Genomic DNA, 24,509 nt, shown 5'->3' on the forward strand with positions numbered 1-24,509 from the left:
CTGGACACCACCATCACCCCCGATGCATCAAGGTCCTGTCTTCTGGGGTGATGTCCACGCCACGCTGAATCCAGCCCGACACACCGGGCTCCGGCACACGATCGAAGGGAAACTGCACAGTAGGTGTCGCCACGGCATCGGTGCGTATGACCGGTAGAACCTCAGCAGCTGTCAGCGCCGGACCGGCTGGACGAAGAGTGCGTCCATGGGCTTGGTCGTGTGAGGACGCATAACCTCCAGCCAGCTACAGCCCACGTCCAGCCGGCGCCCCATGTGCCCGAAGCCGCTCCAGCCGAGACCAACGAAACAGCGTTCGGGCTGGCCGCGTCCGAAAAGCCGCTTTCCGTGCAGTACAACACTGTTCAAGTCGACGCCCTCAGCCTCCAACGTGACCAGGGCGCACGCCGCAACTCGGCGCAGCGGGCTCGTTTCCACCCAACGGCGTCTTACATGCCAGGCGATCTCCTCGTCCGCGGGATACCCGTCGCGAAGCGTCAACTGAGTGATCCGAACTCGCCCTGTCACGTGGCGCTTGAACAGCTCGATTCTTGCTGGCCTCGGAACAAGGCTTTCTACGCCTTGGAACGCCGTCAACACGTGGTCTCTCGGAGCCGTACCCGCTGATCGGTCCTCCTTCAAAGAAGTCAGGCGGTCCCGGGCCACGGAAAGAGGCTCCCCTCTACGCCACAGCAGGAACAGGTCGAAGCCCTCGGCGCGCAGAGAATCACGCCCCCGGAACTGGAACGAGATGCCTCTGGTGCGGCCACGCAGCGCCTGCCGCATCCCCACATACGCATCACGCCCGTTGATCGACGCATGCAGCGACTCACCCAGCCATCGCTTGTCCGTACCGTGCTCCACCACGACATCCACGTCGTTCGGCTCCAGCGCCCCACGCACATACGACCCGAAGACATACACCTCGTCCACCAGGCTCAGCGGCCAGCCGCCCTGTTCAAGACGAATGATCATGTCTCCCAGCAGCCGAGTCGCCCGCTCACGCTTCATCCCGGCACGCTTTCAGCGAAGGCTGCGCGGAACTCCTGCGTCGTCACATAGACAGAACCCGGCACCGCCCTGCGCCTACCGTCCTGAAGCGTCTGGGACACCACCTCGGCCGAAGCCCTCATCCGGCCCGTCCGAAAATCCTCGACAGCCGCCGCGAACTCCTCCGGAACCTCCCGCCGGTCCACCACCCCCGCCACAGCAACCTGCAGATAGGAACCACCGAACGTCTGAAGCCGCGACCAACCCAGAGACCGGGCTGCCTTACGCATCGCCGACCGAATCAGATCAACTCCGCCCAGCGCCTCGGCCTCATCAACAGCCAGCCTCAACTCGTACGACCCGCCAAAGCCTCCCCCGTCAAAAGGAAACGACCGGCGCAGCAACGGCACGAGAACAGCGACAAGGCACTCATGACACGGGTCACCCGCAAACAAAGGCACGCACCGAGCGCAGCCAACCGCCTGCTCCCCCGCCCCGGAACCGCCCAACTCACCCCCACACAAACCCCATCCGCCCCACCCCGGGAAACGACAGCACCCCTCACCACCCCGACGACACCATCAACACCAAACACCCACCACAACCGCCCCCACAGCAGTGAAAACAGATGACGCACCCACAAATGCAAAACACACGACGCCCATCACAGTGGACCTGCTCAGCGCTCAACCAACCTGCGCAACTATGCCCGGAGTTGGAAACTCCCCAGGTCAAACGCTCGCGCGCTCCGGACTCTGCGCAGATTCAGTGAGCCACCAGGCCCACACCTGGTTCGACCAAACTGCACAACACCAGGTCAGAAGCGTGACGACTGCTCAGTTTCACTGACCGACGACAAGAGAAGACGGCCTCACGAAGTTGTCACTCGTCAATTCTGTTCCGGGATGGGTCTGTTGGGTTGAGAAGGTCCAGGTCTTATCCCTGTGGGAGGCGCTTTTGTGGTGTCACTTCGTTGACGTGTGCCGTGACATCTTGATGCGTGGGCTCTGGCAGGCAGTGTTCAGTACGGGTGCCGGGGGCTGCGTGGTCCGTAATCTGGTGGCAGCCATCCTTTCTTCCGTGCGGCGATGGTCCTGCGGGTGTGGGGAGGAGGTAGCGGGCAGCCGTTCATCCGCTCCCGGTCGGTCATGCTCCCCGGGTGCGCGTAGTGAGCAGTACACAAGGGCCAGACGGTCCTCTCCGGCGGCTTGGGGCGTGGGGATGCCGGACGCCGGCTGCGGCGGCGGCGCCGTTTGGGGCGCGGCGGCTGAGGCGGGCGGAGTTTGCAGTTCTCCGCGAAGGCCGTCAGATACGGCAGGCCCCTGCTTCCCAGAGGGTCGCTGAACAGCAGTCCGTCGGTGCTTGTTTCGAGACGCCACAGGACGGCAGCCGCCAGGAGGAGAGGGCGTGCCCACGCCGGGACGTGGTGGGTCATACAGCCCTGGCGCAGCCCGTGGTCGTGGAGGGTGAGGGTTGAGCCGTCCAAGGCCAGGTCACGGACATGTGCGGTGGCGAGCTGGGTGGTAGAGGCCGCAGTGAACGCTGCGGTGGCGAGCTGGGCTGCCAGGTAAGGGTGCGCGGTGGCGCGGTGGAGCCGGAAAGCGACCTCCGCCTGGGTGACAGGCCGCATCACCGGCGGGAAGAAGTCCTGATCCGCTGCCGTCGGCGGGGTGCAGTGGCACGGGGGTGTCGCGATGTCGTGGGCGACCAGGGTGGTCAGGGCGGGCAGGCTGATCCAGCGGTTCGCCAACGGGCGGTATGAGGCAGTGAGTTGGGGCGTAGGGGACTGGTCTGCGGCAGGCAGGAGAACGGTGGCCTCGGCCAGGTGGTAGCCGACAGTGGCCAGGGCCCGTTCAAGGGGTGCGGGCAGGTGGGCTTGGTGGCAGACCAGGGTCAGGCGCAGGCTCGTGCGCTGGCGCAGCTCCAGCAGGGCGCGCAGCCGGTAGGGGGTCAGAAAATGGGCGCGTAGCAGCATCAGATGAGTGATGTGTGTCGCGAGGATCCACGCAGCGGTGATCGTCCAGACGGGGCGGATATCGAGCTGCCGGTAGCCGGTCAGGGGCACGGGCTTGCCCAGCGCGGCGAGGATGTCGTACGCCAGCGTGAGCGTGGAGTCGGTCCCCGGCGTGGGATGGACCGTGATTCGGCCGGCTGCGGGAGCGTGGGCCGCGAGTGCCACGCGGGTGTGCACCAGGTCGTCGCCGGGGTCCAGGACCACGGTGACCGGCGGCGGATCGGTGCAGGGCAGCATCATGTGCCTTGTCGGGGGAGCTTGCTGTAGACCCAGCGCAGGATTTCCTCGTCCACCGCGGTCCGGCTGGTCGTCTCCATCCCGCCTAGGAGCTGGTGGGTGATCTTGGCCCAGGCTCGGAAGTTCCCGTGCGCGGCCTCCTGGTCGCACAGGGAGATCAGCCCGGGGTCGGCATCGGCCCACAGTGGGTGGAAGGCCGGGATGACCGTCAGGACCTCCGTCGGAGGCATACGGGGGATCTCCTGCCAGGTGTAGACCCTCGATTCCAGCATCGGCTCGCTCTGCAACGTCTTGAAGCACCCGTCGCCGCCCGTGAAGACGATCGTCAGGCCGGTGTCGGGGTCATCCCACAAGTAGCGCAGGTAATGGCGCAGTCCGCGGGTGGTGGGGCGGGCCTGGAAATGGATCCGGCGCGTCACATCGGGGGCCAGTTCGCGCAGCGAGGCATTGACCGCCAGGGACTTGCCGTGACCGGTGGCACCGTAGATACAGATCATCGCCTGGGCCGCGATGGCCGTGCGGATGTTCTCCCGCACTTCCAGCAGAGCCCGGGTGGCCACGACCTGCGCGTCTTTGAGACGCACATAGTGGTCGTCACGCTCCCGCGGCAGCAGGCCCCGGCGCCGCGCGGCCGTCATCGGTCAGCCCTCCTCGTCCGCCGCGCCCGTCGGCGCAGGCGCACCGCCGGCAGGGCGCGTGACCGGGCGAGCCCACCCGGGTGGCGGTTCACGCGGTGGGACCAGGTCCGGCAACGCCCGCGCGGCCAGGTCCGCCCCGTAGCTGCGGGTCAGCTCCCGCCCGGCCTCGGCGGTCGTCAACGCACCCAGTTGTTCGGGCTGCTTCGCCTCGGTGACCGCTTCATAACGCTGTCGGCGCAGTGTGTCCGCCTTCCTCAAGGCGCGGGCAAGGACACGTCGTTCGGTGTCCTTGGCACGGCGCAGCTCGACCCGCTGGGCCTTGGTGGCTTGGTCGGCGAGATGGGCCGTACCCAGATGCCGGTGGGTCGCCGCGTCGAACACCTCGATCTCGTGGTCGTGATGGGGGATCCAGCGCACCCGTACCCGGGTCCGGTCCATACCGTTCATCCAGGGCGCCACGTAATACCGGTTGCCCCAGCGGATGCCGCTGGCGTTCAGCGTGCGGATCCGTCCGTCGTCCTCAAGGGTGAAGGCCCACAGCAGACCGGGGTCCACATCCTCGACCGGAGTGGGGTCGGCCTCCCACGCCTCAAGCGGGGTACGGCCGTCCAGCGGCTGGGAGAGATGCCCGGTGTTCCACGTGTCCACCCACTCCAGCAGCAGCGCGGTGAAAGCGGTGAACGGCAGAGGCTCACACGGCGGACCGATGTCCCCAGTACGGCGGCGCGGGGTGGCGGTCGGAGCATGGGTGTAGCGGGGCAGCGGGGCGCAGAACATGCGCACCACGCAGCGGTTCAGGTTCTCCACCGTGCCCTTCAAGTCAGGCCGGTACGGCGGGAGCGGTTGGACCGGTACGGCGAACGCTCCCAACGCGGCCGCCACCGTCCGCGACAAGAAGTCCGCACCCTGGTCCACCCGGATCAGATCGGGCAGGCCCCCGACCGGTCCGTACGGACCGCCGCGGGAGAGAGCGATCCGCAAAGCCGCCAGGACCGCATCCCTGGACGGCTGGTGCGGGGTCACCGCAGCCCCCGTGATCGCATTCGTCGCGCAGTCGATGAACCAGGTCACCCACGGACACGCCAGCCGCCCGTCCAGGGCGACCTCGACAGGAAGATGCTTGTGGTCCGCCTCCCAGCAGGCATTCCGCCACTGCCGCGGACGCCGCAGATGCACATCGTGAAGCCGCCTGGCCCGCTCCCCTCCGCGTAGCCCGGCGCGCTGGCCGGCATTCAGATCCCGGCGTACCGCGCGCTGCAACGTCGCCAACGACGGCACCAGTACACACAGCGCGGAGCCCGGTCCCGTTCCCTCGCCCAGGCCGCCCTTTCCCCCACCACCGGCACACGCGGCGCCGTCCGGCGAGACGGCCCGGGTCTCGGCGAGCAGCTCCCGGTGAACAGCCGCCGCGTTCCCGCCCCACAGCGCCAGACGGGCATGCAACTCCGGAGTGATCGTGAAACGACCCCGCTGCTTCGGCCCCGCGCGGCCCTCCACACGCGCCACCTGCAACCAGCGCCACACCGTCCGCAACGTGACCCCCGCACCCGCCGCGGCCAGCCGGGCATGCTCCGTGGTCAACTCACCCCGCCCGTCCAGCACAAGGAGCCGGGCCACCACCTGCTCACGCGCCAACCCAGGCGGCACCAGGACACTCGGCGCACCAGCGCCGTACACATCGGCCACAGGGCAACACCCACCACTCCCCCGCCCAGCCGCCACGGCCAAGACCGCGCCGGGTCAGACAGTCACTTCCATGACACCGCCGACCGCACACCGTCGGCACCACACACCGAAAACCACTGCCACCGATCTACAGAAGTGGTATAAGTCTGGCGCTGGGGAACCTCAGCAAGTCTCGCAGCGATCACCGTACCGGGCGTAGACGAGCCTGGGCGCGGACACCGTTCCACACCTTAAGCAGCGACTCCGCCAGGGCGTCGCGGCACCCGGATACGGTTCCAGGGGATCAAATCCCCTGGAACGCAGTTCCTCGGCTGGAGTGACGAAGTCCTTGAGCGCTCGATCTCGTCAAACCTGAGTGCGGACTTGGGACTCCAACGGGCCGTGCGGGGAATGCCACGTGTAGGCAATGCCGAAGTCGTGGCCCTCTCTGTGACTCTTCCACACCCGGGCATAGGCATGTAGCCACGTCTGCCGTTCCGGTTCAGGGATTTCGCACGCCCGCAACATGGCCTCGAACTGCCCCATACTGCGGGGAACGGCTTGCTTACTGATGATGCGCTGCAGTGTGGTCCGCGGCAGCGCACCAAACCCCCCGGCCTGCGCTTCCATCGTGCGCAACGATGGAGCACCGGCTCGTTCCCACGCTTCAAGGAGTGCAGCACTCAGCTCCGCGACATCGTGGATGAGCTCCGGTTGAGGAGGGAGCACCGTCGGGCCGATGCGCTGGGAACGGCGCTCGGCGTACCGAGCGCGCTTCCACAACTGCACGGCCTCATCGACGGAACCGCCGCAAGCCCACGCGTACGCCTCCACCACTGACCGACGTGGAATCGTCCGGCCTGACGCAGCCCGCTGCAGCGTCGTGGCAGCGCACCCTGCTCGCCGACCCAGTTCCCGGTAGGTCAATCCCGTACGGCTGCGCTGTTCACGGAGCCACTTCACGAGCTCCGCCAAAGCAGGAGCACAGGAGACGGTCGGGCTCTCTCGACGTCCCATGAACCGCTCGCCTACAAAAGGTCTGCCGAGGGAGAAAACAATCCCCGTAGGACGCGTTGCGCCAAGCGAAGCCGGGCGTGGCAGGCAGTCGTGACAGTGACCGCGACCAGCCCCGCACCAGCCAACAGATGCAACACCTGCCACAAAGAGAACCCCGACCACGCCAGGAAGGCGGCTATGACGGTGATCACGACGATGACGACGGCTTCAGGCCCGTACAACCGGGGAGAGCCGACGGGAACAAGCGCACCGCACCAGGCTGCGGAAGGGTACTGAGACACGAGAGGGCTCCCTGAACGAAGGGCCCGGCAACATGCCGGGCTGCTACTGGCTCCAACTCGGCTGGCCACAGAGGCAGTTGACGCTGCCCCCGTGCACGTGTCCGGCCTTGCAGAGCATCTTGGCAGCAAGCCAGCGTCCCCCCGTCCGGCACAGGGAAATTGATGCAGCAGCGTCCCCGTACGGAACCACGCACGCCGAAATAATCCGTAACTACCAGTCACATAGACGTCCATCGCGGCCTGCAGTTTTCCCGGCACCACGCGCACGGCTGTCACAGAACGCGAAAGAGGAAACTCGAATTGGTGCATCACCGGACCACTTCGGTTTGCCATCACCGGACGAGGCTGTAACCATCCAGACGTCGCCGTCGGCGGCAGCTCCCTGACCGCTACTGGCTCCAACCACAGCAATCCAGGGACCCGTGCGACATGTTGACGCGTGTCCACACACGAGGCCGGCCCCACTGCGCACGACGGGGCCGGCCTCCCCCATTCCCCACCGCCCCCACACCCGGACCGCTCAGGGAGCCACACCAAACTGACAGCGGAAACGACATTTACACGTCACCGCTAAAACCGCACCAAGCTGCCACCCCGGCCATCAACAAGGGACACAGGACAGCTCAACCACGGTGACACCCAAACGCTTCCCAACCAGACCGCGGTGACACACACCAGCAGGTTCACAGCACGGGCCAGCCAGCCAGCCGGTGGATCAGAACTCACGAAACTGACACAGCGTCACCCCACCCGCGATAAACGACCAGGACAGCGATCCCCCACCGATCTCTCACATCCACGACAGTGACCCCACACCCCGAAACAGCCCCCGACCCGCATCAACACACCCCAACCCACTGTCTCTCACACCACTGTCCGCAAACCGAGAGATCGCAGACAACAACGTCGGTCTCCACGATCACAACCGGATCGTGGAGACCGACGTCACGCGAGGGGCCGAATTAACCAACGTCCGCTGCGTGCGGGGCGGCTCTCAGTCTTCGGTTACGCGGAGCCAATCCCGCCGCCGGTCAGGCCCATGGTCAGAACGCGGCGCCGTCTCCGCGCATGAGGGGCAGGGGCCAGCCCTTGGTACCGATCGACCAGATCTGGTTGTTGCCGGAGTTGAAGATTGCCAGGTCGCCGGTGTCCTGGATCTGTGCCCAGGCGTTCTGGTTGCCGTTGGTGGCAGTGGCCCACAGGGCGTGCTGGTTGTTGGCGTCGTACAGGACCAGGTTGCCGTCCCACTGCATGGTCAGGTGGTCACCCTGCGTGCTGCCGTAGGTTCCAGTGGTGTGGATCGCGGTGCCCGGCGTCATGGACGCATCCGGGTACTCGACGAGGTTGCCGTCGTTCTGCAGATCCAGGGTGTGGCCGTTCGGCGAGGTGATGTGCTGTCCCTTGTTCAGGGTTTGGCCGGCCGCGAGCATCGAGTCCCCGCCCAGGGGCTGGGACTGCCGGCTGGCGAAGGTGGCGGTGTAGGCGTCATAGGAGCTGACTGTTCCGAGGAAGCCGCCATACTCGCACGATGCATCCACGAATCCCGGGCCGGTGATGAAGGTGGGCGCCTTACTCTGACTGCCGCTGCCGTCGGGGTAGATGGTCGAGTTGAAGTCGGCCTTGCCGTGGTCGAACACGCAGACCTGGTAGCTCCAGTCGTTGATCGGCCTGGCCTTGCAGTACGGGGTGTTGTTCACCCCGGGACCACCCTGCAGATTGCCGCTGAGGATGTTCTTCGCGTAGAAGTCCGGGACGTTGTAGATGGCCACGATGTTGTACTTGTGGTTCGCAGCCTGGTCGGTCTCGTCGAGGACGGAGTTGACGAAGCCCTCGTACTTGCTCGAGTTGCCGAACGCGGTGAAGATCTTGTCGATGACGTTGACGATGTCGCTGAGTCCGCCGGGGCTGACGTCGCCGACACCGATCTCGTTCGTGTGGTTGTTGGCGTGGACGCCACGGCTGCCGGACGGGCCGGCGTTCGACCCGCCGCTGACGGTGCCGCCGCTGGTGGCGCCAGGTGCGGCGTCGAAGTGCCAGCGCTGGGCGGCGTCGCCGGAGTTGCACGGCTGGACGTCCACGCCAAGGTCGGCGCGGCGGTGCAGGCAGTCGTTGCCGCCCTTGTAGGCGCTGTGGACCAGCCAGGACTCGCCGCCGACGTTCTGCAGCCACCACTGCTGGTTGTCCGCGCCGGCGACATAGTTCCACGAGCCGACGCTGTTCGCGGACTTGTCACGGTCCGCGACATTGTTCGTGCCCGGAACGCCGATGGTCCAATGGCCGTTGCCGACGTCCTTGAGCGTCCACTGCTCGTTGGCCCAGTCGGGGTGCCAGTCGGCGGCCTTGACGGAGGAGCCGCTGCCCGGTCCTGCCACCTGCAGCCCGCCGCCGGCCTCGCTGGAGATGTTGTAGCTGGTGCCGTTGGAGGGCAGGCCGGTGAGGGCGTAGCTGGTGCCCGTTACGGTGAGGTTGAGCGCGGCTGCGGCCATCGTCACCAGCACGGCGAGCGAGGCTCTTGATCTGGTCAGCATGAAGTGCCTTCTATGTTTCGGTGATTGCACAGAGTTATGAGGTCGTGGCCGTGGGCCAGCCCTGACAGCGGTGTGCAGAAGTGGCCGGCGCAGGTGCCCGGCGGACGGCCTGCAGTGCGTCCGCCGGGTCGTGGTGGTTGGCCGGTATCCCGCTGCGGCCTGGACGTGACGAAATCGTCTAGAACTGCTGCCACCACTGGGTGGCGTCCCCCGTGTTGCAGTCCCCGGCGGTGAGTGCCTGGTCGCGCCCATTGGTCTTGAGGCACTTGCCCGTCGCGATGTTCTGGAGCTGGCTCCATCCCTGCTGGTCCTTGTAGAGGACGCGCCAGCGCTGGTTGTCGGGGATCTGGAGGGTGTTCAGTGCCTGGTCTCCGCCGAAGGCCTGCCAGAGCTGGACCTTGCCGGTGGGGACGTCCTGGTCGAGGACGTATCCGTTGTGCGCGATGACGACCTGGCCGCCGCGCTCGTAGACGTTGAAGTTCTGGTCGGCGTTGCCGAACCAGTACGACGCGTTGACCTTCTGGCCGTTGGCGTCCTGGTTGCCGGGGACCGTGAACACGGTGGCCGGGCGCATGTCCTGGTTGTACTGGCCCGACTCGGCCCAGCTCTGGATCCTCTGGTTCTGCTGAACGGTCACGGAGGTGTCCGCCGCAGCAGCAGTGCCGGTGGCCTGTCCGAGCAGGGCGAGTGCGGCGACAGTGGCGGCCGCGAAGGCGGCAGGAGCGCGGTGAGAAGGCATGAGAAGAGTTCTCCTGTTCGTTTTCGTTGTTCGTTCGTACGGGGCCTCGGCACGGTTGCGGGAGGCCGGGGTGGAACCGGGCCCGCCTGGGGGTGGGCGGGCCCGGGGCTTGGGGTGCCGAGCGCGGCTGGCGGGGCTCCGGTTGCGCGGGCGGGTATATGTGCCGTCCGGGCTGCCACTTGCTTCAGGTGGTGTCCACGCCTCGGACGGCCGGACCCGCGGGCCGGATCGTCAGCCGCGCGGGACCTGGAGTGCGGCCCACTGCCTGGGGCCAGGGATGCCGTCCTCGTCATCTCCCGAATCGCCGAGCTTGTGCTGCCAGTTGCGGAACGACTTGCCGTCAGCGTCGCTCCATCCGGGCCGGGGCTCTCGGAGTAGGCGGAGCAGCCCTCGGCCACCAGGCGCTCTCCCATGTGGGTGATGACCAGGCTGTTCTGGCCGGGGCTGGAAGAAGTCCGCGCCGGGGAAGGGTTCGTAGCCGGCGTCCGGCGCGGCTCCTGTGCCCGGCACCGCTGTTCCGCTGTCGCCGGACAGGTCGGACTCCGAGGCCTCCTGCCCGAAGTAGACGGCGCCGGGGCGGCCCTTCCACTCAGGGTCAGCCAGTACGACGTCGTCGGAGAAATCCGGTATGCCGTAGCCGTGGACGTAACTCGACTGGCGGTCGCGGGACTTGAGATAGACGCCGTCGCCTTCGGCGCTGCCGTCCGAAGAACACCTGGCCGACGACGACCGGGTACTCAGTGGAGCCGCCGACGACTTGGGCCGGGGCCTCGCAGCACAGCGGGTTACTGAATCCACGCGCGCCCGCCGCCGCTGGCGGTGGACAGATCCTTCTCGTTGATCTCGATCACGATGAGCTCCTTGATAGCGCTGTTCGTGTGCGGCCGCCGTTCGCCGACCGTGCCGCTACCTTCGCCGCCCGTGATCAACAGCGCATCACCAGCAGATCAACGTCCGTCCAGCGGCCACTGCGCTCGCCGGAGGGCGTACGCACGACCGGGGATAGGCTCGCTCATGTGGGTGGGAGGGGGACGCAGGAGACGGCCATGAGCGGGGCTGTGGACGGCGTGCGGGTCGAGCTACTCGGGCCGGTCCAGATCGTGGTGGAGGGGAAGGCCCGTCCTGCGGGGACGCAGCAGCAGAGGCTGTCCTTGCGATGCGTCCCGGCCGAGCTGTGACGATGGCGGAACTCATCGACGGGCTGTTCGGCGTGGCATCCACCCGCCCGGGTCTCTTCGATGATCGCGACCTATGTCGCGCGCTTGCGCGCCATCTTCGAGTCCGACCGCGAACGCCGCGCCTGCTCCCGGGTGATCGCGACCGTCTCCGGTGGCTACCGGTTCGGTCTTGGTCACGGCACCCGTGACGTCATCGGCGGCGTCACCGGCGACCCAGTCGAGCTGCCTGCTGCAACTCCACAAGTCAACGCCTCGTTGTGCACTGCGCTGGCGCGGGCGCTCGCGTCGTGGTCGGCGACCAAGCGCGCATCGGCATGTCCGGGCCACGCTCGTCGGCGGTCTCAGCATCGACCCGGGGTGCCACTTCCGGGACCCGTACATCCGGATCCTCGCATGCGACACCACCTTGCTGTTGAACCCCGGGCAGCAGGAGTCGGCGCCTCCTATCCAACCGGCGAGCGCCCCGCACCCCTCCCAGCTCCCGTCCATCACAGCTGATTTCACCGGACGCGCATGGGAGACCGAGGCGGTCGCCACAGCGCTCGCCAACGTCGGCCGCGCCCGGTGGGGCGTGCCGGTGGTGACTATTGGCGGAATGGGCGGCGCCGGCAAGGCCACACTGGCCGTGGCAGCCGGGCACCGTGTCAGCAGCTCCTTCCCCGACGGCCAGCTCAATGTCGACCTGCGCGGCGGAGGTGAGGAGCCGGCCCGGCCCACCAAGGCTCTGGCTGCTGTCCTCGCCCCGCTCGGGCAGTCCGGCGAGCTTCCGCTGTAGCTCGCGGACCGCGCCGCTGACTACCGCACCGCCCTCGCGGGCCGAGCCGTGTTGGTCGTGCTCAACAACGACGCCGACGCCGCCCAGGTTCATCCGCTGTTGCCGGGCACCACCGACTGCCGTGCTGATCGCCTCGCGCAGGCCGATCGCCGATCTGGCGGCCACCGCCCGCATCGAGCCCGGCGCGCTGCCCGCGCCCGATGCCACCGCCTTCATCACACGCATCGTCGGCTAGGCCTCCGCCACAGCCAAACCGCGGGCTGTCGCGGAGTCGGCCGCTGCCTGCGCAAAAAGGGCACCCCGGGTGGGCGTGGGCTTGCCTTTCCAGCTGGCGTGATTGGCCGGGCCTGCCGTGGTGCCCTCGTCAGGCCGAGGGCGTGTGGGGTGTGTTGGGGTCTGGGGGTGGGGTGGGGGTCCAGGACGGCCAGGGGTTGGGGGGTGGGGCGGGGCGGGTGCCGGTGAGCTGGTGGAGCGTGGCGGCTTCGGGGGCGCCGATGGCGGTGAGGGTGCGCTGGGCCTGGAGCCACGATTCGCGGGCGCGGGGCTGGTCGTGTGGGTGGCCGCGGTAGTGCAGGGCATGGCCGAGTTCGGTGAGGGCGAGGGCGGTGCGGTACTGGTCGCCGTCGTGGGTGAGGGCGGTGACGGCGCGGTGGGCGGTGTCGGTGGCGTCAGGGTGGTGTGCGGCGCGTTGGGTCTGGGCGAGGGCGAGGAGGGTGCGGCCGGTGCGTTGGTGGTCGGTGGGCTGGTGGTGGGTGAGGGCGGTGGTGTAGTGGCGGATGGCCTGTTCGTAGTGGCCTTGTTCATGGGCGAGGGTGCCGAGGGTGTCGGCGACCATGGCGTTCAGGGCAGGGTCGGCGAGGGTGGTGCTGATGGTTTGGGCGGTGTCGGCGGTGTTCTGGGCTTCGGTGTGGCGGCCGGCGTGGGCGAGGGCGGTGGCCAGGCGCAGGAGTTCGGGGACGGCCGCGGGGCGGTCGCCGAGGCCCTGGTGGAGGGCGGCTGCGGTACGGAAGTGGTCGGCGGCGTCGGGGTAGCGGTGGACGTGGAGGAAGCACATGCCCAGAGCGGTGTGGGTGTGGGCCTGGAGGGCGGGGGGCAGGGCGTGGGCGGCGCACAGGCGCAGGGTGTGGAGGAGTTCGGCTAGGGCGGGGGTGGGTGAGCCGATTTCGATGAGGAGGCGGCCCAGGGCGAGCCGGACGTGTGCTTCGGCGGATGTGTCGTGGCCGATGACGCGTGGCAGGAGCTGGTTGGCGGCGCGGCCAAGGGCGAGCGCGGCGTGGCTGGAGGGGTGGCTGAGCGTGGTGGTGAGCAGGAGGTGCGCGGCGGGTGCGTGGGTGGGGCCCGGCTCGGTGTGTTGGGTGTGCTGGCGGATGAGAGTGGCGGCGGCGCTGGGGTCGGCCCAGGCCGTGTCGGTGGCCTCGCTGTAGGCGGTCAGGAGGCGGGTGACGATCTGCCCGGGGCTGGGGTCGCCAGGGTGGGTGAGGGTGCGGGCGAACGTGCGGACCAGGTCGTGGTAGCGGTAGCGCTCGGGAGCGGGGGTCTCCAGGAGTGAGGCGTCCACGAGAGTTTCGGCGAGGTGTTCGGCTTGGTCCTGCGGCACGTCGAGGACGGCCGAGAGGGTGTGGAGGGGGAGGTCGGTGAGGTCGGGGACGGCCAGGAGGCGGAAGGCCCGGGCCAGGTCGGGGGTGAGCTGGTCGTAACTGAGGCGGAAGGTGGCCTCGATGGTGAGGGTTCCGTGGCGCAGGGCGGGCAGGCGCCGGTTCTCGTCGGTGAGACGGGCGTACAGGCTGTCGATGCTCCAGGCGGGGCGGGAGACGAATCGGGAGGCCAGGATGCGCACGGCCAGGGGCAGGTGGCCGCAGGTCTCCAGGAGCAGCCGGGTGGCGTCCGGTTCGGCACCGGTGCGTTCGGCGCCGACGATCTGAGTGAACAGGTCAAGGGCCTCGTCGGGGGTGAGGGGGTCGAGGTGGAGTGTGTGCATCGCGGGCAGCGAGAACAGGCGCGAGCGGCTGGTGACCAGGGCGGCGCTGCCGGGGATGCCGGGCAGGAGCGGCAGGAGCTGTTCGGTGTCTTTGGCGTTGTCGAGCAGGAGCAGGACGCGCCGGTCGGCCAAGACGGTGCGCAGCAGCGCGGTGCGGCTGGCCGTGCTGGAGGGAATGGCATGGGAGGGCAGGCCCAGGGAGTGGAGGAAGCTCTCCAGGACCTCCTCGGCCGGGGTCGGGCTGGGAGTGTGGCCCATCAGGTCGGCGTAGAGCTGGCCGTCGGGGAAGTCGGCGCAGGTCGCGTGGGCAGCCTGGATGGCGAGTTCGCTCTTGCCCGTGCCGCCGAGCCCGGACAGGGCGATGACGGGCATGACACCGGGTTGCCGCAGCGCCGTGGTGATCTGGTGGAGCTCGTCGTGGCGCCCGGTGAAATCGGTGGCGCCGAACGGGATCTGCCGGGGTATCAGGTGCCACGGCATCTGCCCCGGAGACATCGCACGGATGCTGTCTGCGGAGGGGCGGGGGCCGGAAGCGGTGTCGGTAGGTGGCGGCACGGTGAGGGCGGGGTCAGCGTTCAGGATCTGCTGGTGCAGTCGGCGCAGGTCGGGGCCGGGCTCCACGCCGATCTCACCCGCCAGACGGCGTCGGGCCGCGGTGTAGGCGTCCAGGGCATCCGACTGACGGCCCGCCCGGTACAGGGCGAGCATGAACAGCTCGGTGAACCGCTCGCGCAAGGGGTGCTCGGCCGCCAGCGCGGCCAGTTCCGGCAGCACCGCCGGATGCTCGGCCAGCGCGAGGTCGAGGGTCGCGCGCCGGGAGATCAGGTCGAGCCGACGCTCGGCGAAGTGGACACGCTGGCGCTCGGCGAACGGACCGGGCAGCCCGCCGAACGCGTCACCGTGCCACAGTCCCACCGCCTGTACGAGGGCATTACGTGCCTCTTGCAGGCGGCCATCGGCCTGGTCGCGGGCGGCGGCAGCGGCCAAGGTGTCGCACTGCACGGAGTCCAGCGACGCCGCCCCACGCACCAGCCGGTAGCCGCCGGTCAAGGTCTCCAGCCGGTCTGCTCCCACCACACGGCGCAGCCGGTGGGCATAGGTGCGCAGGATGCCCACCGCGCGGCCGGGCGGCTGCTCCCCCCACAGCGCCTCGATCATCCGCTCCAGCGTGACCGGCCGGCTGTCGTTGAGCAGCAGCACCGCGAGCAGGGCGCGCTGCTGCGGCGGGCCCAGCGGCAGCTCGCTGCCGTCCTGCCAGGCGCGCACCGGACCCAGCACACGGAAACACAGATCGGGCGCTGGGTGCGGTGCAGAGGGCCCGGACGTCATTCCCGTCCTCACAATCCGTAATATCGTCGGCGATCAGAGTAGATCGTGCGGCCGAAGGAGATCCGGGGGGATCGACACCCGACGGCCGCACCACCACACGGCGTCGCGCCCGGGTGGGGAAGACGCGGGGGGACACGTGAGACAGGGAAGCACGCTCGGTGACCGGTACCGGCTGGACGAACGGCTCGCCGGCGGCTCGATGGGAGATGTCTGGCGGGCCTGGGACACCGTGCTGGAACGCCACGTCGCGGTGAAGGTCCTGCGTCCGTTCCTGGAGGACGACGCCACCTTCGCCGACCGGTTCCGCGACGAGGCGCGGGCCATGGCCCGCCTGAACCATGCCGGGATCGTCGCCGTCTACGACTTCGGACACGCCCAGACAGAAGGCACCGCCAACGCCTACCTGGTCATGGAACTCGTCGACGGAGACACCCTCGACCAGCACCTGTCACACACCGGACCCCTCGACGTCGCCGAGGCCCTGACCCTCACCGGCCAGGTCCTCGACGCCTTGCAGGCCGCCCACGAGGCGGGCATCGTGCACCGCGACATCAAACCCGCCAACCTGCTGCTGCGCTCGGGCCGGATCCTGGTCGCCGACTTCGGCATCGCCAAACCCGACTTCTCCCCCCGCCTGACCGCCTCCGGCCTGCAACTGGGCACAGCCCCCTACCAGGCACCCGAACAGGCCGCACGCGGCAAAGCCACCCCGGCCGCGGACATGTACGCGGTGGGCGTCGTACTGTACGAGATGCTCAGCGGATCCGTGCCGTTCAGCGGCGACACCGCCTTCGAGATCACACTCAAGCATCTGACCGAAGCCCCGCCGCCACTGCCCCAGGAAATCCCCGAACCGGTCCAAGCCGTCATCCGACGCGCCCTGGCCAAGGCCCCCGAGGAACGCTGGCCCGATGCCGCCGCCATGGCCCAGGCACTCGAGCAGCTGACCACACCCCAACCAGCCGCGTCCGAGACGGAAGGAGCTGCTCAGCCGACGGCGGACGGGTCCGCCTCCGTACCGGCCCGTCCCCCGTCCCGCCCTCTTGCTGCCTCGGAATCGGGGAACCGCACGGGGATCCGGGTATGGCCGCGACGTATCCGTACACACTGGCGCAGGGCCGTCGTCCTCACCGCAACAGCGGTGATCACCGCGCTGCTGCCCAGCATGCTCTACACCAGTTCCACCAACGAGGTAGCGTCGCAGGCCGCACTCCCGCGCAGCAGTCCCTCCCCCACCAGCCCCGGTCCCCGAACACCCTCGGCGACGCCGGGAACCGCGCAGACCTCCCCCACCGCCACCCCCACCACCGGCAATGGCATCGGCATCTGGTCCGGCTCCGGAATCGACGCGGTCCCGGTCGCGGACCAACGAAGCGTCACCACGGCACCGTCCAGCACGGCCACATCCGGCGTCATGCCCGCTTCCGGCCAGCCCTGGCAACACCCATCTCACCCCGCGCCCGCTCCACCGACTCCTGTCCCTGTCGGCCCCACCGCCACGCCCACACCCACCCCGGCGCCGCCGACCGGGCTACCGCAACGAGCCGTCCTGCGCAGCGGCAGCCTCGCCCTCGCCAACGCCCAGGGCATCAATCAGGACGGCAACGTCGTCGGCACCTGGCAGACCCCGAACAGCCCCTCGCAAGTCTGGGAACTGAACGGGATCAAGGACGGACGGTTCTACCTCACCAACCAGTCCACCACCCGCAAGATGCTGGACATGGACATGCGCACCCGTGCCGTGCAGGTATGGGGCCCCGGATGGACAGCGGACGGTAAAGGAATCGACGACGGCGCGTTCGCCAACCAGCTGTGGATCTTCGCCGCCGTGCCCGGAACCCCCAGCTCCTACCGCCTGATCAACACCGCCACCAACGGCTGCCTCAGCGCCCAGGGCGCCGCCGCACAGGCAACAGTCAAAGAATGCACCTCCAGCCCCGCCCAGATCTGGAACGTCACCCCCGCCGCACAGTGACACCGCACCGGCGCGGACAGTACCGGCGAAGGGGGGTGCGGCCCGCCATCCCTGCTCTGTCTGTGAGCAGCACCGGTCCCTTGAGGTCTGCACCAGGACGCTGACGGGGAAGGAGGGGCTGCACGGGCAGCTCGCCCAGCGCGTCCTGCCCCTGGGAGGACTGCTGTAGCGCTCTCGCGGCTCATGTGGGGTCCTCGCCGAGTTGTTCGAGCAACAGCTGCCGTTCGGCCTGTTCCCGCTCCAGTACGGCGCGCGGAACATCCTCGTCTCGGCAGCGGGCGATCGCGTCGTGCAGGATCACGGCCAGGGTCGCCGGGTCGGCTTGGGTGGTCGAGCTCCCGGTGAAGGAGCGGCGGTCGGTGGGCTTCACCACGGCGGTCGGCAGGCCAAGGTCTGCTCGGTGACGGTCAGGCGCTCGAAGAGGACGGTGGCACCGGGGCGTGGAGGCCGTGTGCTTCGCCGACACCCGTGGGTCGCAGGTCGAGATCGTCCAGAACATCAGCTGCGCCCTGCGCCCCAACCCCGACGGCAGGACATGGGTCGCCCGGATCATCGTGCCCGTCTTCCTCGAACCCGGCGAAGACCCCCACGACATGATCGCCAGTGTTTTGTTCGCGCCCCTCGTCGCTATCCTCCAAGGCCTGCGCAGCCGTGACGAACACCTCGTCGAGCAGCTCGCCCCCCCACGCCCTGACCCGCAGCACGCAGCAACGACGGGTGCACGTGAGACGTGACGCGGACGGCCGCATCATCGGCGCCGCCAGCAGCCACGGCGACGCCGATGGGGGCGGCGGTGACGGTGAGGACCAGAAGGAGGGCGACACGCAGGCCACTGTCGAGTCCACGCTGCTCCGCTTCTCCCACCCCCGCGCCCCCGCCACCATCGCCGCCTTCCTGCGCCCCCGCGTCTACCGGCCGGAATCACTCGTGTGGTTGGAGGGCTACCAGGCGCTGCGGCGATGGCGTACGGAGAACAGCATCACCGGTCTGTGCGCCGTCCCGTACACCGCCGAAACCCGAGCCGGCGCCGCCACCACCTACCCCCTCGAACTCTGGATCCACCAGCAGCGCAAAGCCCTGCGCGCGGGCCTGCTCGAAAACCACCGCAAGAAACAGCTCGACGACGAAGGCATGGTGTGGGAGCCGGGCGACGAAGCCTGGGAGACCAAACTCCGGGCGCTCGCCACCTACCGGCACACCCACGGTGGCTCTTCCAACGGCCACCTCGCCCCACGTTCTTGGGCAAGTGTGGCTCCAACCGAGCCCATTCCTCATCGGATAAATCACCCCGCCCCATGCTGACGGGAACGATCAGCTGACAGGTCAGTCACACCGACCCGTCGGACAGGACCTAGGGGTTGTCCGGTCGATCACGTAAGTCGCTGAGCTGCCACTTCTTCTCGAAGGAGGCGGTGATGGCACCCGAAACCGCCGTCGCAATGGTGCAGAAGATCACGGACGGGGACTACGCCGACGATGCCGAGGCCAGCGGCATATTGGAGGCGCTGACCGGGCCCTTGCCTGTCCCAGTGGATATGTGAGCGACTTGATCTTCTGGTCCAAGAGCCGGAATCCGACAGCGGCAGAGGTGGTCGATCAGGCTCTGGCCTACCGTCCCCTTGCGTTGTGAGATGACCTCAAGTCCAAAGCCAGATGATCAAAGCAACGGCGGTAACGGTGCTCAGGAACGCCGCGGGGTGGCGGCCCAGATCCGAAGGCGCCCCCGGCCCGCGCCACACCATGCTTGGCGGAGCCAAAGGCGCCTCCCCGTACGACCCTTGGGAGCTCTGCCTCAGCCAACCTGCCCCGTCGGCCGCACCGTGATGTGGTTGATGTCCACGCCCGCGGGCTGGTTGATGGCGAACACAATGGTGTCCGCGATCTGCTCGGCGGTCATCGTGGCGGCTGCCTCGGGGGTGCCGCCGCGGGCGTGCCAGAAGGGGGTGTCCACGATGCCGGGGGCGACGACTGTGACGCCGACTCCGTCCTGGCCGACCAGGAGGCGGGTGTTCTCGGCGAGGGCGTGGGCGGCCCACTTGGTGACGGAGTAGAGGTTGCCGGGGGTGTGGCGGACGCCGGCGACCGAGCCGATGATCACGATCCATTGGGCTAGTTGAGGCTTGCCCGTTCGCTTTGCCGGATTACAGGCGGGAGGCGTGCGCGGCTACGGCGCCGCCGTGCGGTACTGGGAGCGGGTGGGTGATCTGGAGGTGCCCTACGAGCACCTGGAAGGCGCCTACCCTCTGGGCCGGTGGCTCTCCGATCAGCGGCGGGCGCTGCGGGCCGGGCAGATGAGCAGCGAGCGGGCCGATGAGCTGGAAGCGCTGGGGATCGTGTGGGACACCGCCGATGCCCAGTTCGCCGAGAACCTGGCTGCGGCCCGCGCCTACTTCGCGGAGGCCGGAACTTTGGCCGCGCCCCGGCACGCCACGGCGCTGGACAAGCCGGTGGGGCAGTGGCTCACCAACATCCGCCGACCCGGCGGACTCGGCAAGGACCCGGTACGCGCCGAGAAGCGGGCCGCCCAGCTCGCGGCGGTCGATGAGGACTGGAACCCCGCGGTGTTGGGGTGGACCGTCGACTGGCAGCGCCACCACGTCAGGCTCCAGGCACTCCTGAAGGCGGGGGCGCAGTTGGGGGAGATCGTGCCGGGGGTGACCTACCGCGGTGACGACATCGGACGCTGGCTCACCCGCCAACGGCGCGACTTCAGCCGGCTCAACGAAGAACAGCACAAGCGACTCGGCAAGCTGGGTGTGCAACCGGCCGTACAGGCCCGTAAGGCGCCGGTGTCCGCAGGGGCGAAGGCTGGGGCGGTGCCGGGTGCGGAGGCGTTCACCCGGGGCCTGGCGGCGCTTGCGCAGGACGTTGAGAGGGAGCAGCGTGTTGTGATGCCGCGTCAGCACACCGACAGATCACCATCGACGGCCAAAACCACGACGTACGGCTCCGGGTATGGGTCACCCACCAGAAAACCCGCCGCGACAAGCTGAACGACGAACAGCTCGCCCAACTCGCCGAACTCGGAATGGACTGGACATAACTGGGCATGGCGACCAGGACGACGGTCGGCCGTTTGGCCTCCGTCGTTGACCAGACGATCAGGTGATAGTGACAGGGTCCCGGGGCAGGCCGACGCCCCGGGACCCTTGCACGTCCAAGGACCAGCCGGACAGAAACCGCTGCCCGGCCCGCCCGGCATGAGGCCTCACCCGGCGGGGTGAACCCCCGCCCCAGCCCGCGTGGCCGGGATACGCCGGGCAGCATCGGGGCGGGCCCGGAGGGAACGGCGACCCAACCCGATCGCAGTCGCACTCACGCGGTCGCGAGAACCCCCCGGGCCCATCCACGCCCCAACCGCCATCCCGCATCCACACCGAACAGATCACCACCGACAGCCACGACCACCACGTACAGCCCGGGGTGCGGGGCACCCACCAGAAGAGCCGCCGCGACCGGTTCAGCGGGGAGCAGCGCGCACTGCTCGCCGAGCTCGGCATCGACTGGACGTAGCAAGCCGGGTGACTGGGGCTGCGGAGAGTCGTTGACCTGGCGGAGAAACGCACGCAGGGTCCCGGGGGTCTGACGACACAGCCCCGGGACCCTGCGCGTTAGAGCATCGGCCGGACAGAATTCACTGTGCCACCCGGCCGGCATACCGGGCGGCACAGCGCGGTGGACGCCCGCGGCTCTGCCTGTCACCACGCCGCAGGCGCACCACCTGCCTTACCACGCCACCACCCCCTCCACGCCCCTGACCCGGTTGCGCAGGGCCATCCGGGACCACCGAACCCCGGCCGGAATGAACGGGGCAACGGATCCGGACGGCCCGGGTTCCACCGTGCGGGTAGGACAGGCGCAGGGACCGTGTCGTGGTGTCCGACCGGCCAGTTGAGCCGGGCGACGCGAGCAGGAACCGCCCCCCAGGCCCTGCCCCGCCACCGGGGGACCCCGACCCGCCCGGCCAGGGTCCCCACCCCACCCCCGGAATCTGTAAGTACCGGAGTCTGGGAGTTCCCGACTCTGCAGGCCAGCCACGTGAGAGCGGTACCGAGCGCAGTGGGCTCGGCATGCGGACGGTCGGCGCCCGGATCACGCTGGGAGCATGACCGAAGCGACGATCATCGCGCAGCGGCCCCGGGAAACCGGCGGCCGCCACGTCTCCGTCCACGGCCAGGACATCGGTCTCGCGCGTTCCGACCGCTTTACCGATCACCCTGTGGGCTTTCGACTCACACGTTGGGGCGATCTACAGGCCCGTTACGTTCTCATTTACCGTTCTCTCCGTCGCGTGGTGCATAACGGGCGAGGAGGCTCATGCGAAGCGGAATGGTGCTGGGAGACCTTCGAGTTCAGTCGTTGAGGCAGCTGGCGGTGGGCGGTCGTACACGATCGTCTGGCCGGATGGGTCGGTGGATGCGGAGTCCGACAGCTACCTGCGCATGTACGAGGGCAGCGGCACGCAGAAGACCTACTCCTACTACCTGGTCGACCACCTACGCTGGCGCGTCCGGGAGGGGCTGAGGACCGAGACGGTCAAGTTGCTGGACGTGCACCGGTACATGGGCGCCATGGGTGCGAGGGTGCACATGCCGTTCGGGCAACCCTGGCGGATGCCTCCGAAGCGCCCTTATCGCGCGTCGGCTCTTTCCTGTCTGGCCGCCTGCCTGAAGGGCTTTTACCTGCATCAATGCTCGCGGCGGGGAGTCAACGACGAACTCCGGGAGGCGTTGGAAGTCAGCCGGTTGCCGACGCAGGCTGATCGTCATCGGAGCATGTTGGGGCACGTCATGTTGTCTGCGCCGGCTAACCCCCTGTCGCCACGGAAGAGTTCGCGTCGCCGCCACCCGAAGATGCTTCCTGACGGCTATCGGAGTGGTCTGCTGGATGCGGTGAACACCGCACGGGACGCGATGGTGGTGACATGGCTGGCGGACACCAGCTTGCGTATCGGCGGGCTCACTGGCCTTTACTTGAGTGACTTGCGCCTTCGGGAGAACGCGGGATGCGGCGATTGCAAGAGCCCGCACCTGCATGTGTGTCACCGGTGGGGAACCCCGAACCGCGCGGTCTCACGACTCGGCCGGGCAGACCCTACGGCATGTCCTTCGGCAGCTCCGGGAAACCCGTCGGCCGGGGCATGCCGGAGGGCCAGCCGTCCGGCAACGTGGGGAACGAGGGCGCCGTCGGAGCGGGCCTCTCCCTGTCGTGCGTCACCTTGTCCTCAACGTCCGAGACGCCGGACGCGACGGCATGGAAGATCACGGCGACCGTCAGGGAAAGGACCGTGAAGAAGGAGCCGAAGCCGACCTTCGCCCACATCACCGCACGGGCCCTGCGATCACCCGGCGGCAGGGCAGTTGCCCGGTCCGGCCGGTTCCGCGGATAGCGGATGGTCACCGCCTCGCCCTGGAAGATCGTGGCCGGCCCGCGCTCCTCGAAGCGCATCGTCTGCCCTTCGGGCGTCGTGAATTCGTAGACGTGCGTCAGATAGCTCGACGCGGACATCGGCATCCCGTTCCTGGTACGGGTGACCGTCGTCATGTAGGTCCGCAGACAGCGGCCCTGGACCGCGATCCCGCTGCGCCAGGCGGAGTTGAGCCGACGCTGCCGGACCACGGCCCATAAGATCCCCCCGATGCCGCCCAGCGCCATCAGTACGGGTATGGCCGGAAACAAGTACTCGAGCATGCATCACCTGTTGAACGTGCGTTTTTCGACGTTTTTCGCCATTCAACAGGATCAAGAATGGTCCGGACCAGCCGATGTGACGTCAAACTCCCTGCCGCTCCCACAGCCAGGCCACGCTGCGCCCCCACTCCAGCAGCGGCACGGCGCGGAACGCCGCATCGCTCAGCCCGCCGAAGGTGTGCCGGCCGGCCGCTCCCAACGGGCCGCGGCCCGTGCGGTAGCCGGCCAGATTCCAGGTGTAGACCGGGACCCCATCCGGTACGAGCACGGTCACGTCGCCGTAACGGGAGTACGCAGGCTGCTCGTCCGTCACGATCACCACGCGGTCGCGGCCGTCGCAGTGGCGCCGCACCGCCTCCGCCGTCTGCGTCCCCCCGAGATCACCGAACCGCTCCAGGACCCGGAGCACCGACTCGCCGGCAGCGAACGGCACCGGCCGGCTGTCCGTGCCGAACTGACACTCCAACTCCCCTCCCAGCCGGATCACTTGCTCCGCACTCAGCCGGCACGGCGTCACCGACCCCTCGGAGACCAGCGCCTGCTTCCCACCCTCCCGCCATGCCCGGTGCCACACGCTCGCCGTCTTGCTCATGACCCTGAACTCCCGCACCACATCGGCTTGCATGGCCCCCTCGGCGAACCGGGCAGCGGCCTGCAAAGGCACCGACTCCCGTTTCTTCCGCTGCTCAGCGGTCAGCCCGCCCCCAGTCGCGTATCGCACACCACCGGCATACCTGATGGATCATCACCTGTCGCCAGGGCTACCTCGGGAATTGGATCAGTAGCTGAGGATCGCCTCGATGGCCGAGCCGGTGTCCCCGAATCTGCTTCGCTCCGCGCGGGCGGGGTTAGCTTCGGTGGCACCGGAGCAGGTTCGTCTGGACGCGCGTCACGGACGTCCACGCGACGCATCCGCCCAGCTCACAGTCCATCTGGTCGATTCGACGGTCGGTAAAGACCGCGACCTGATCGAGTTCCTGCGCCAGGCCGGTATCGATGAGACGGATGCCGAAGCCATGGTCGACGGCGACTCCCCGGAGATCACATGGCAGGGAGCACCCGCGCACCACTACGAGGCGTAAAAGGATCCCACCTCGCCCGCCCCGCACAGCCCCGCAGGGGCGTACCGCAGCAGCCGGGCGCCTCCCGGAACGGATCGGCCCTGGACTCGTTGAACCAGCCGCCTCAACCCCCGTGAGGTCCACAGGTCCGGTCCTCGCAGCCATCCGGCCGCGGGGACCGGACGGCGGCGTCAGTGCCTGTGTCGACGTTGCCGCGCGTCCGTGGTCTCAGCGGATGCGAGCAGGGGTTGACGATGGCGCTCACTGCTCCGCTCCCGGCGAGTTGGAGCGCGTGGTCGACGACCTCCAGGAGGCGGTCCTGGTGCGTTGCGGTGAAAAAGACGCGGGCCGACACGCACCACCCCCGCCCCCACCACAACCCCCACCACCCCAGGCATCAGGGCCAGGCAGCGCGC

20 protein-coding genes and 4 pseudogenes are annotated in these 24,509 nt (G+C 68.5%); 9 read left to right on the plus strand and 15 right to left on the minus strand.

Annotated elements, in window-relative coordinates; genetic code table 11:
- Positions 1–171: 171 nt before the first annotated feature.
- The 9 genes from ACIQ8J_RS29625 to ACIQ8J_RS29665 form a co-directional block, all read right to left on the minus strand.
- Positions 172–972: a nucleotidyltransferase domain-containing protein gene (locus ACIQ8J_RS29625; RefSeq protein ID WP_403607992.1), complete on the minus strand. Its 801-nt coding sequence runs from the start codon at positions 970–972 to the stop codon at positions 172–174.
- Between the two features lie 32 nt (positions 973–1,004).
- Positions 1,005–1,397 carry a hypothetical protein gene (locus ACIQ8J_RS29630; protein WP_403276763.1) on the minus strand — a complete coding sequence of 131 codons (393 nt, stop codon included), beginning with the start codon at positions 1,395–1,397 and terminating at the stop codon, positions 1,005–1,007.
- A 611-nt stretch (positions 1,398–2,008) separates the two neighbouring features.
- Positions 2,009–3,238: a hypothetical protein gene (locus ACIQ8J_RS29635; RefSeq protein ID WP_403607994.1), complete on the minus strand. Its 1,230-nt coding sequence runs from the start codon at positions 3,236–3,238 to the stop codon at positions 2,009–2,011.
- Complete coding sequence (locus tag ACIQ8J_RS29640) at positions 3,238–3,876, minus strand: ATP-binding protein (RefSeq protein ID WP_403276768.1); 639 nt, start codon at positions 3,874–3,876, stop codon at positions 3,238–3,240. Before ACIQ8J_RS29640 ends, ACIQ8J_RS29635 begins: the two co-directional genes overlap by 1 nt.
- A 3-nt stretch (positions 3,877–3,879) precedes the next feature.
- The gene (locus ACIQ8J_RS29645; RefSeq protein ID WP_403276820.1) at positions 3,880–5,493 is read right to left on the minus strand and encodes a Mu transposase C-terminal domain-containing protein; all 1,614 of its coding nucleotides are present in this window, start codon (positions 5,491–5,493) and stop codon (positions 3,880–3,882) included.
- Between the two features lie 414 nt (positions 5,494–5,907).
- Positions 5,908–6,558, minus strand: coding sequence for a helix-turn-helix domain-containing protein (locus ACIQ8J_RS29650; protein WP_403276771.1), 651 nt, complete (start codon positions 6,556–6,558; stop codon positions 5,908–5,910).
- 1,324 nt (positions 6,559–7,882) lie between these two features.
- The gene (locus tag ACIQ8J_RS29655; protein WP_403278137.1) at positions 7,883–9,367 is read right to left on the minus strand and encodes a hypothetical protein; all 1,485 of its coding nucleotides are present in this window, start codon (positions 9,365–9,367) and stop codon (positions 7,883–7,885) included.
- A gap of 178 nt (positions 9,368–9,545) precedes the next feature.
- On the minus strand, positions 9,546–10,106 hold the full coding sequence (locus tag ACIQ8J_RS29660) for an RICIN domain-containing protein (RefSeq protein ID WP_403278136.1): 561 nt from the start codon (positions 10,104–10,106) through the stop codon (positions 9,546–9,548).
- Between the two features lie 785 nt (positions 10,107–10,891).
- Positions 10,892–11,035, minus strand: a complete 144-nt coding sequence (locus tag ACIQ8J_RS29665; protein ID WP_403278134.1) for a hypothetical protein — start codon at positions 11,033–11,035, stop codon at positions 10,892–10,894.
- Positions 11,036–11,152: 117 nt separating this feature from the next.
- Between ACIQ8J_RS29665 and ACIQ8J_RS29670 the strand changes: the two genes are divergently transcribed.
- Positions 11,153–11,284, plus strand: a complete 132-nt coding sequence (locus tag ACIQ8J_RS29670; protein WP_403278133.1) for a hypothetical protein — start codon at positions 11,153–11,155, stop codon at positions 11,282–11,284.
- Between the two features lie 412 nt (positions 11,285–11,696).
- On the plus strand, positions 11,697–12,059 hold the full coding sequence (locus tag ACIQ8J_RS29675; protein ID WP_403278131.1) for a hypothetical protein: 363 nt from the start codon (positions 11,697–11,699) through the stop codon (positions 12,057–12,059).
- A gap of 364 nt (positions 12,060–12,423) precedes the next feature.
- Here ACIQ8J_RS29675 and ACIQ8J_RS29680 read toward each other — a convergent pair whose 3' ends face one another.
- Positions 12,424–15,303, minus strand: a complete 2,880-nt coding sequence (locus ACIQ8J_RS29680) for a BTAD domain-containing putative transcriptional regulator (protein WP_403278130.1) — start codon at positions 15,301–15,303, stop codon at positions 12,424–12,426.
- Positions 15,304–15,502: 199 nt separating this feature from the next.
- On the opposite strand from ACIQ8J_RS29680, the gene ACIQ8J_RS29685 reads away from it, so the two are divergent.
- Positions 15,503–17,341, plus strand: a complete 1,839-nt coding sequence (locus tag ACIQ8J_RS29685) for a serine/threonine protein kinase (RefSeq protein WP_403278129.1) — start codon at positions 15,503–15,505, stop codon at positions 17,339–17,341.
- Between the two features lie 181 nt (positions 17,342–17,522).
- Here ACIQ8J_RS29685 and ACIQ8J_RS29690 read toward each other — a convergent pair whose 3' ends face one another.
- Entirely contained in the window at positions 17,523–17,714 is a 192-nt protein-coding gene (locus ACIQ8J_RS29690; RefSeq protein ID WP_403278128.1) for a hypothetical protein, read from the minus strand.
- Between the two features lie 61 nt (positions 17,715–17,775).
- Between ACIQ8J_RS29690 and ACIQ8J_RS29695 the strand changes: the two are divergent.
- Positions 17,776–18,577, plus strand: a pseudogene (locus ACIQ8J_RS29695) (Helicase associated domain protein); the annotation flags it as partial.
- On the opposite strand, the pseudogene ACIQ8J_RS29700 reads toward ACIQ8J_RS29695, so the two are convergent.
- Positions 18,543–18,638: pseudogene (locus ACIQ8J_RS29700) on the minus strand (IS5/IS1182 family transposase); the annotation flags it as partial. The pseudogenes ACIQ8J_RS29695 and ACIQ8J_RS29700 sit on opposite strands and share 35 nt — an antisense overlap.
- Before the next feature lie 118 nt (positions 18,639–18,756).
- On the opposite strand from ACIQ8J_RS29700, the gene ACIQ8J_RS29705 reads away from it, so the two are divergent.
- On the plus strand, positions 18,757–18,882 hold the full coding sequence (locus ACIQ8J_RS29705; RefSeq protein WP_403607996.1) for a hypothetical protein: 126 nt from the start codon (positions 18,757–18,759) through the stop codon (positions 18,880–18,882).
- Between the two features lie 251 nt (positions 18,883–19,133).
- Here ACIQ8J_RS29705 and ACIQ8J_RS29710 read toward each other — a convergent pair.
- Positions 19,134–19,442: pseudogene (locus tag ACIQ8J_RS29710) on the minus strand (SDR family oxidoreductase); the annotation flags it as partial.
- A 55-nt stretch (positions 19,443–19,497) separates the two neighbouring features.
- On the opposite strand from ACIQ8J_RS29710, the gene ACIQ8J_RS29715 reads away from it, so the two are divergent.
- The 3 genes from ACIQ8J_RS29715 (at position 19,498) to ACIQ8J_RS29725 (ending at position 21,704) form a co-directional block, all read left to right on the plus strand.
- Positions 19,498–20,334: a helicase associated domain-containing protein gene (locus ACIQ8J_RS29715; RefSeq protein ID WP_403607998.1), complete on the plus strand. Its 837-nt coding sequence runs from the start codon at positions 19,498–19,500 to the stop codon at positions 20,332–20,334.
- Positions 20,335–20,764: 430 nt separating this feature from the next.
- On the plus strand, positions 20,765–20,854 hold the full coding sequence (locus ACIQ8J_RS29720) for a helicase (RefSeq protein ID WP_403276823.1): 90 nt from the start codon (positions 20,765–20,767) through the stop codon (positions 20,852–20,854).
- Between the two features lie 592 nt (positions 20,855–21,446).
- A complete protein-coding gene (locus tag ACIQ8J_RS29725) occupies positions 21,447–21,704 on the plus strand; it encodes a hypothetical protein (protein ID WP_403276825.1) in 258 nt (85 codons plus the stop codon).
- Between the two features lie 731 nt (positions 21,705–22,435).
- On the opposite strand, the gene ACIQ8J_RS29730 is transcribed toward ACIQ8J_RS29725, so the two are convergent.
- Entirely contained in the window at positions 22,436–23,032 is a 597-nt protein-coding gene (locus ACIQ8J_RS29730) for a DUF3592 domain-containing protein (RefSeq protein WP_403276827.1), read from the minus strand.
- 82 nt (positions 23,033–23,114) lie between these two features.
- A pseudogene (locus tag ACIQ8J_RS29735) lies at positions 23,115–23,489 on the minus strand (TROVE domain-containing protein); the annotation flags it as partial.
- A gap of 343 nt (positions 23,490–23,832) precedes the next feature.
- On the opposite strand from ACIQ8J_RS29735, the gene ACIQ8J_RS29740 reads away from it, so the two are divergent.
- A complete protein-coding gene (locus ACIQ8J_RS29740; protein ID WP_403276828.1) occupies positions 23,833–24,114 on the plus strand; it encodes a hypothetical protein in 282 nt (93 codons plus the stop codon).
- Positions 24,115–24,509 lie beyond the last annotated feature (395 nt).

The sequence above is a fragment of the Streptomyces sp. NPDC094147 genome (genome assembly GCF_044764265.1).
Classification (GTDB): Bacteria; Actinomycetota; Actinomycetes; order Streptomycetales; family Streptomycetaceae; genus Streptomyces.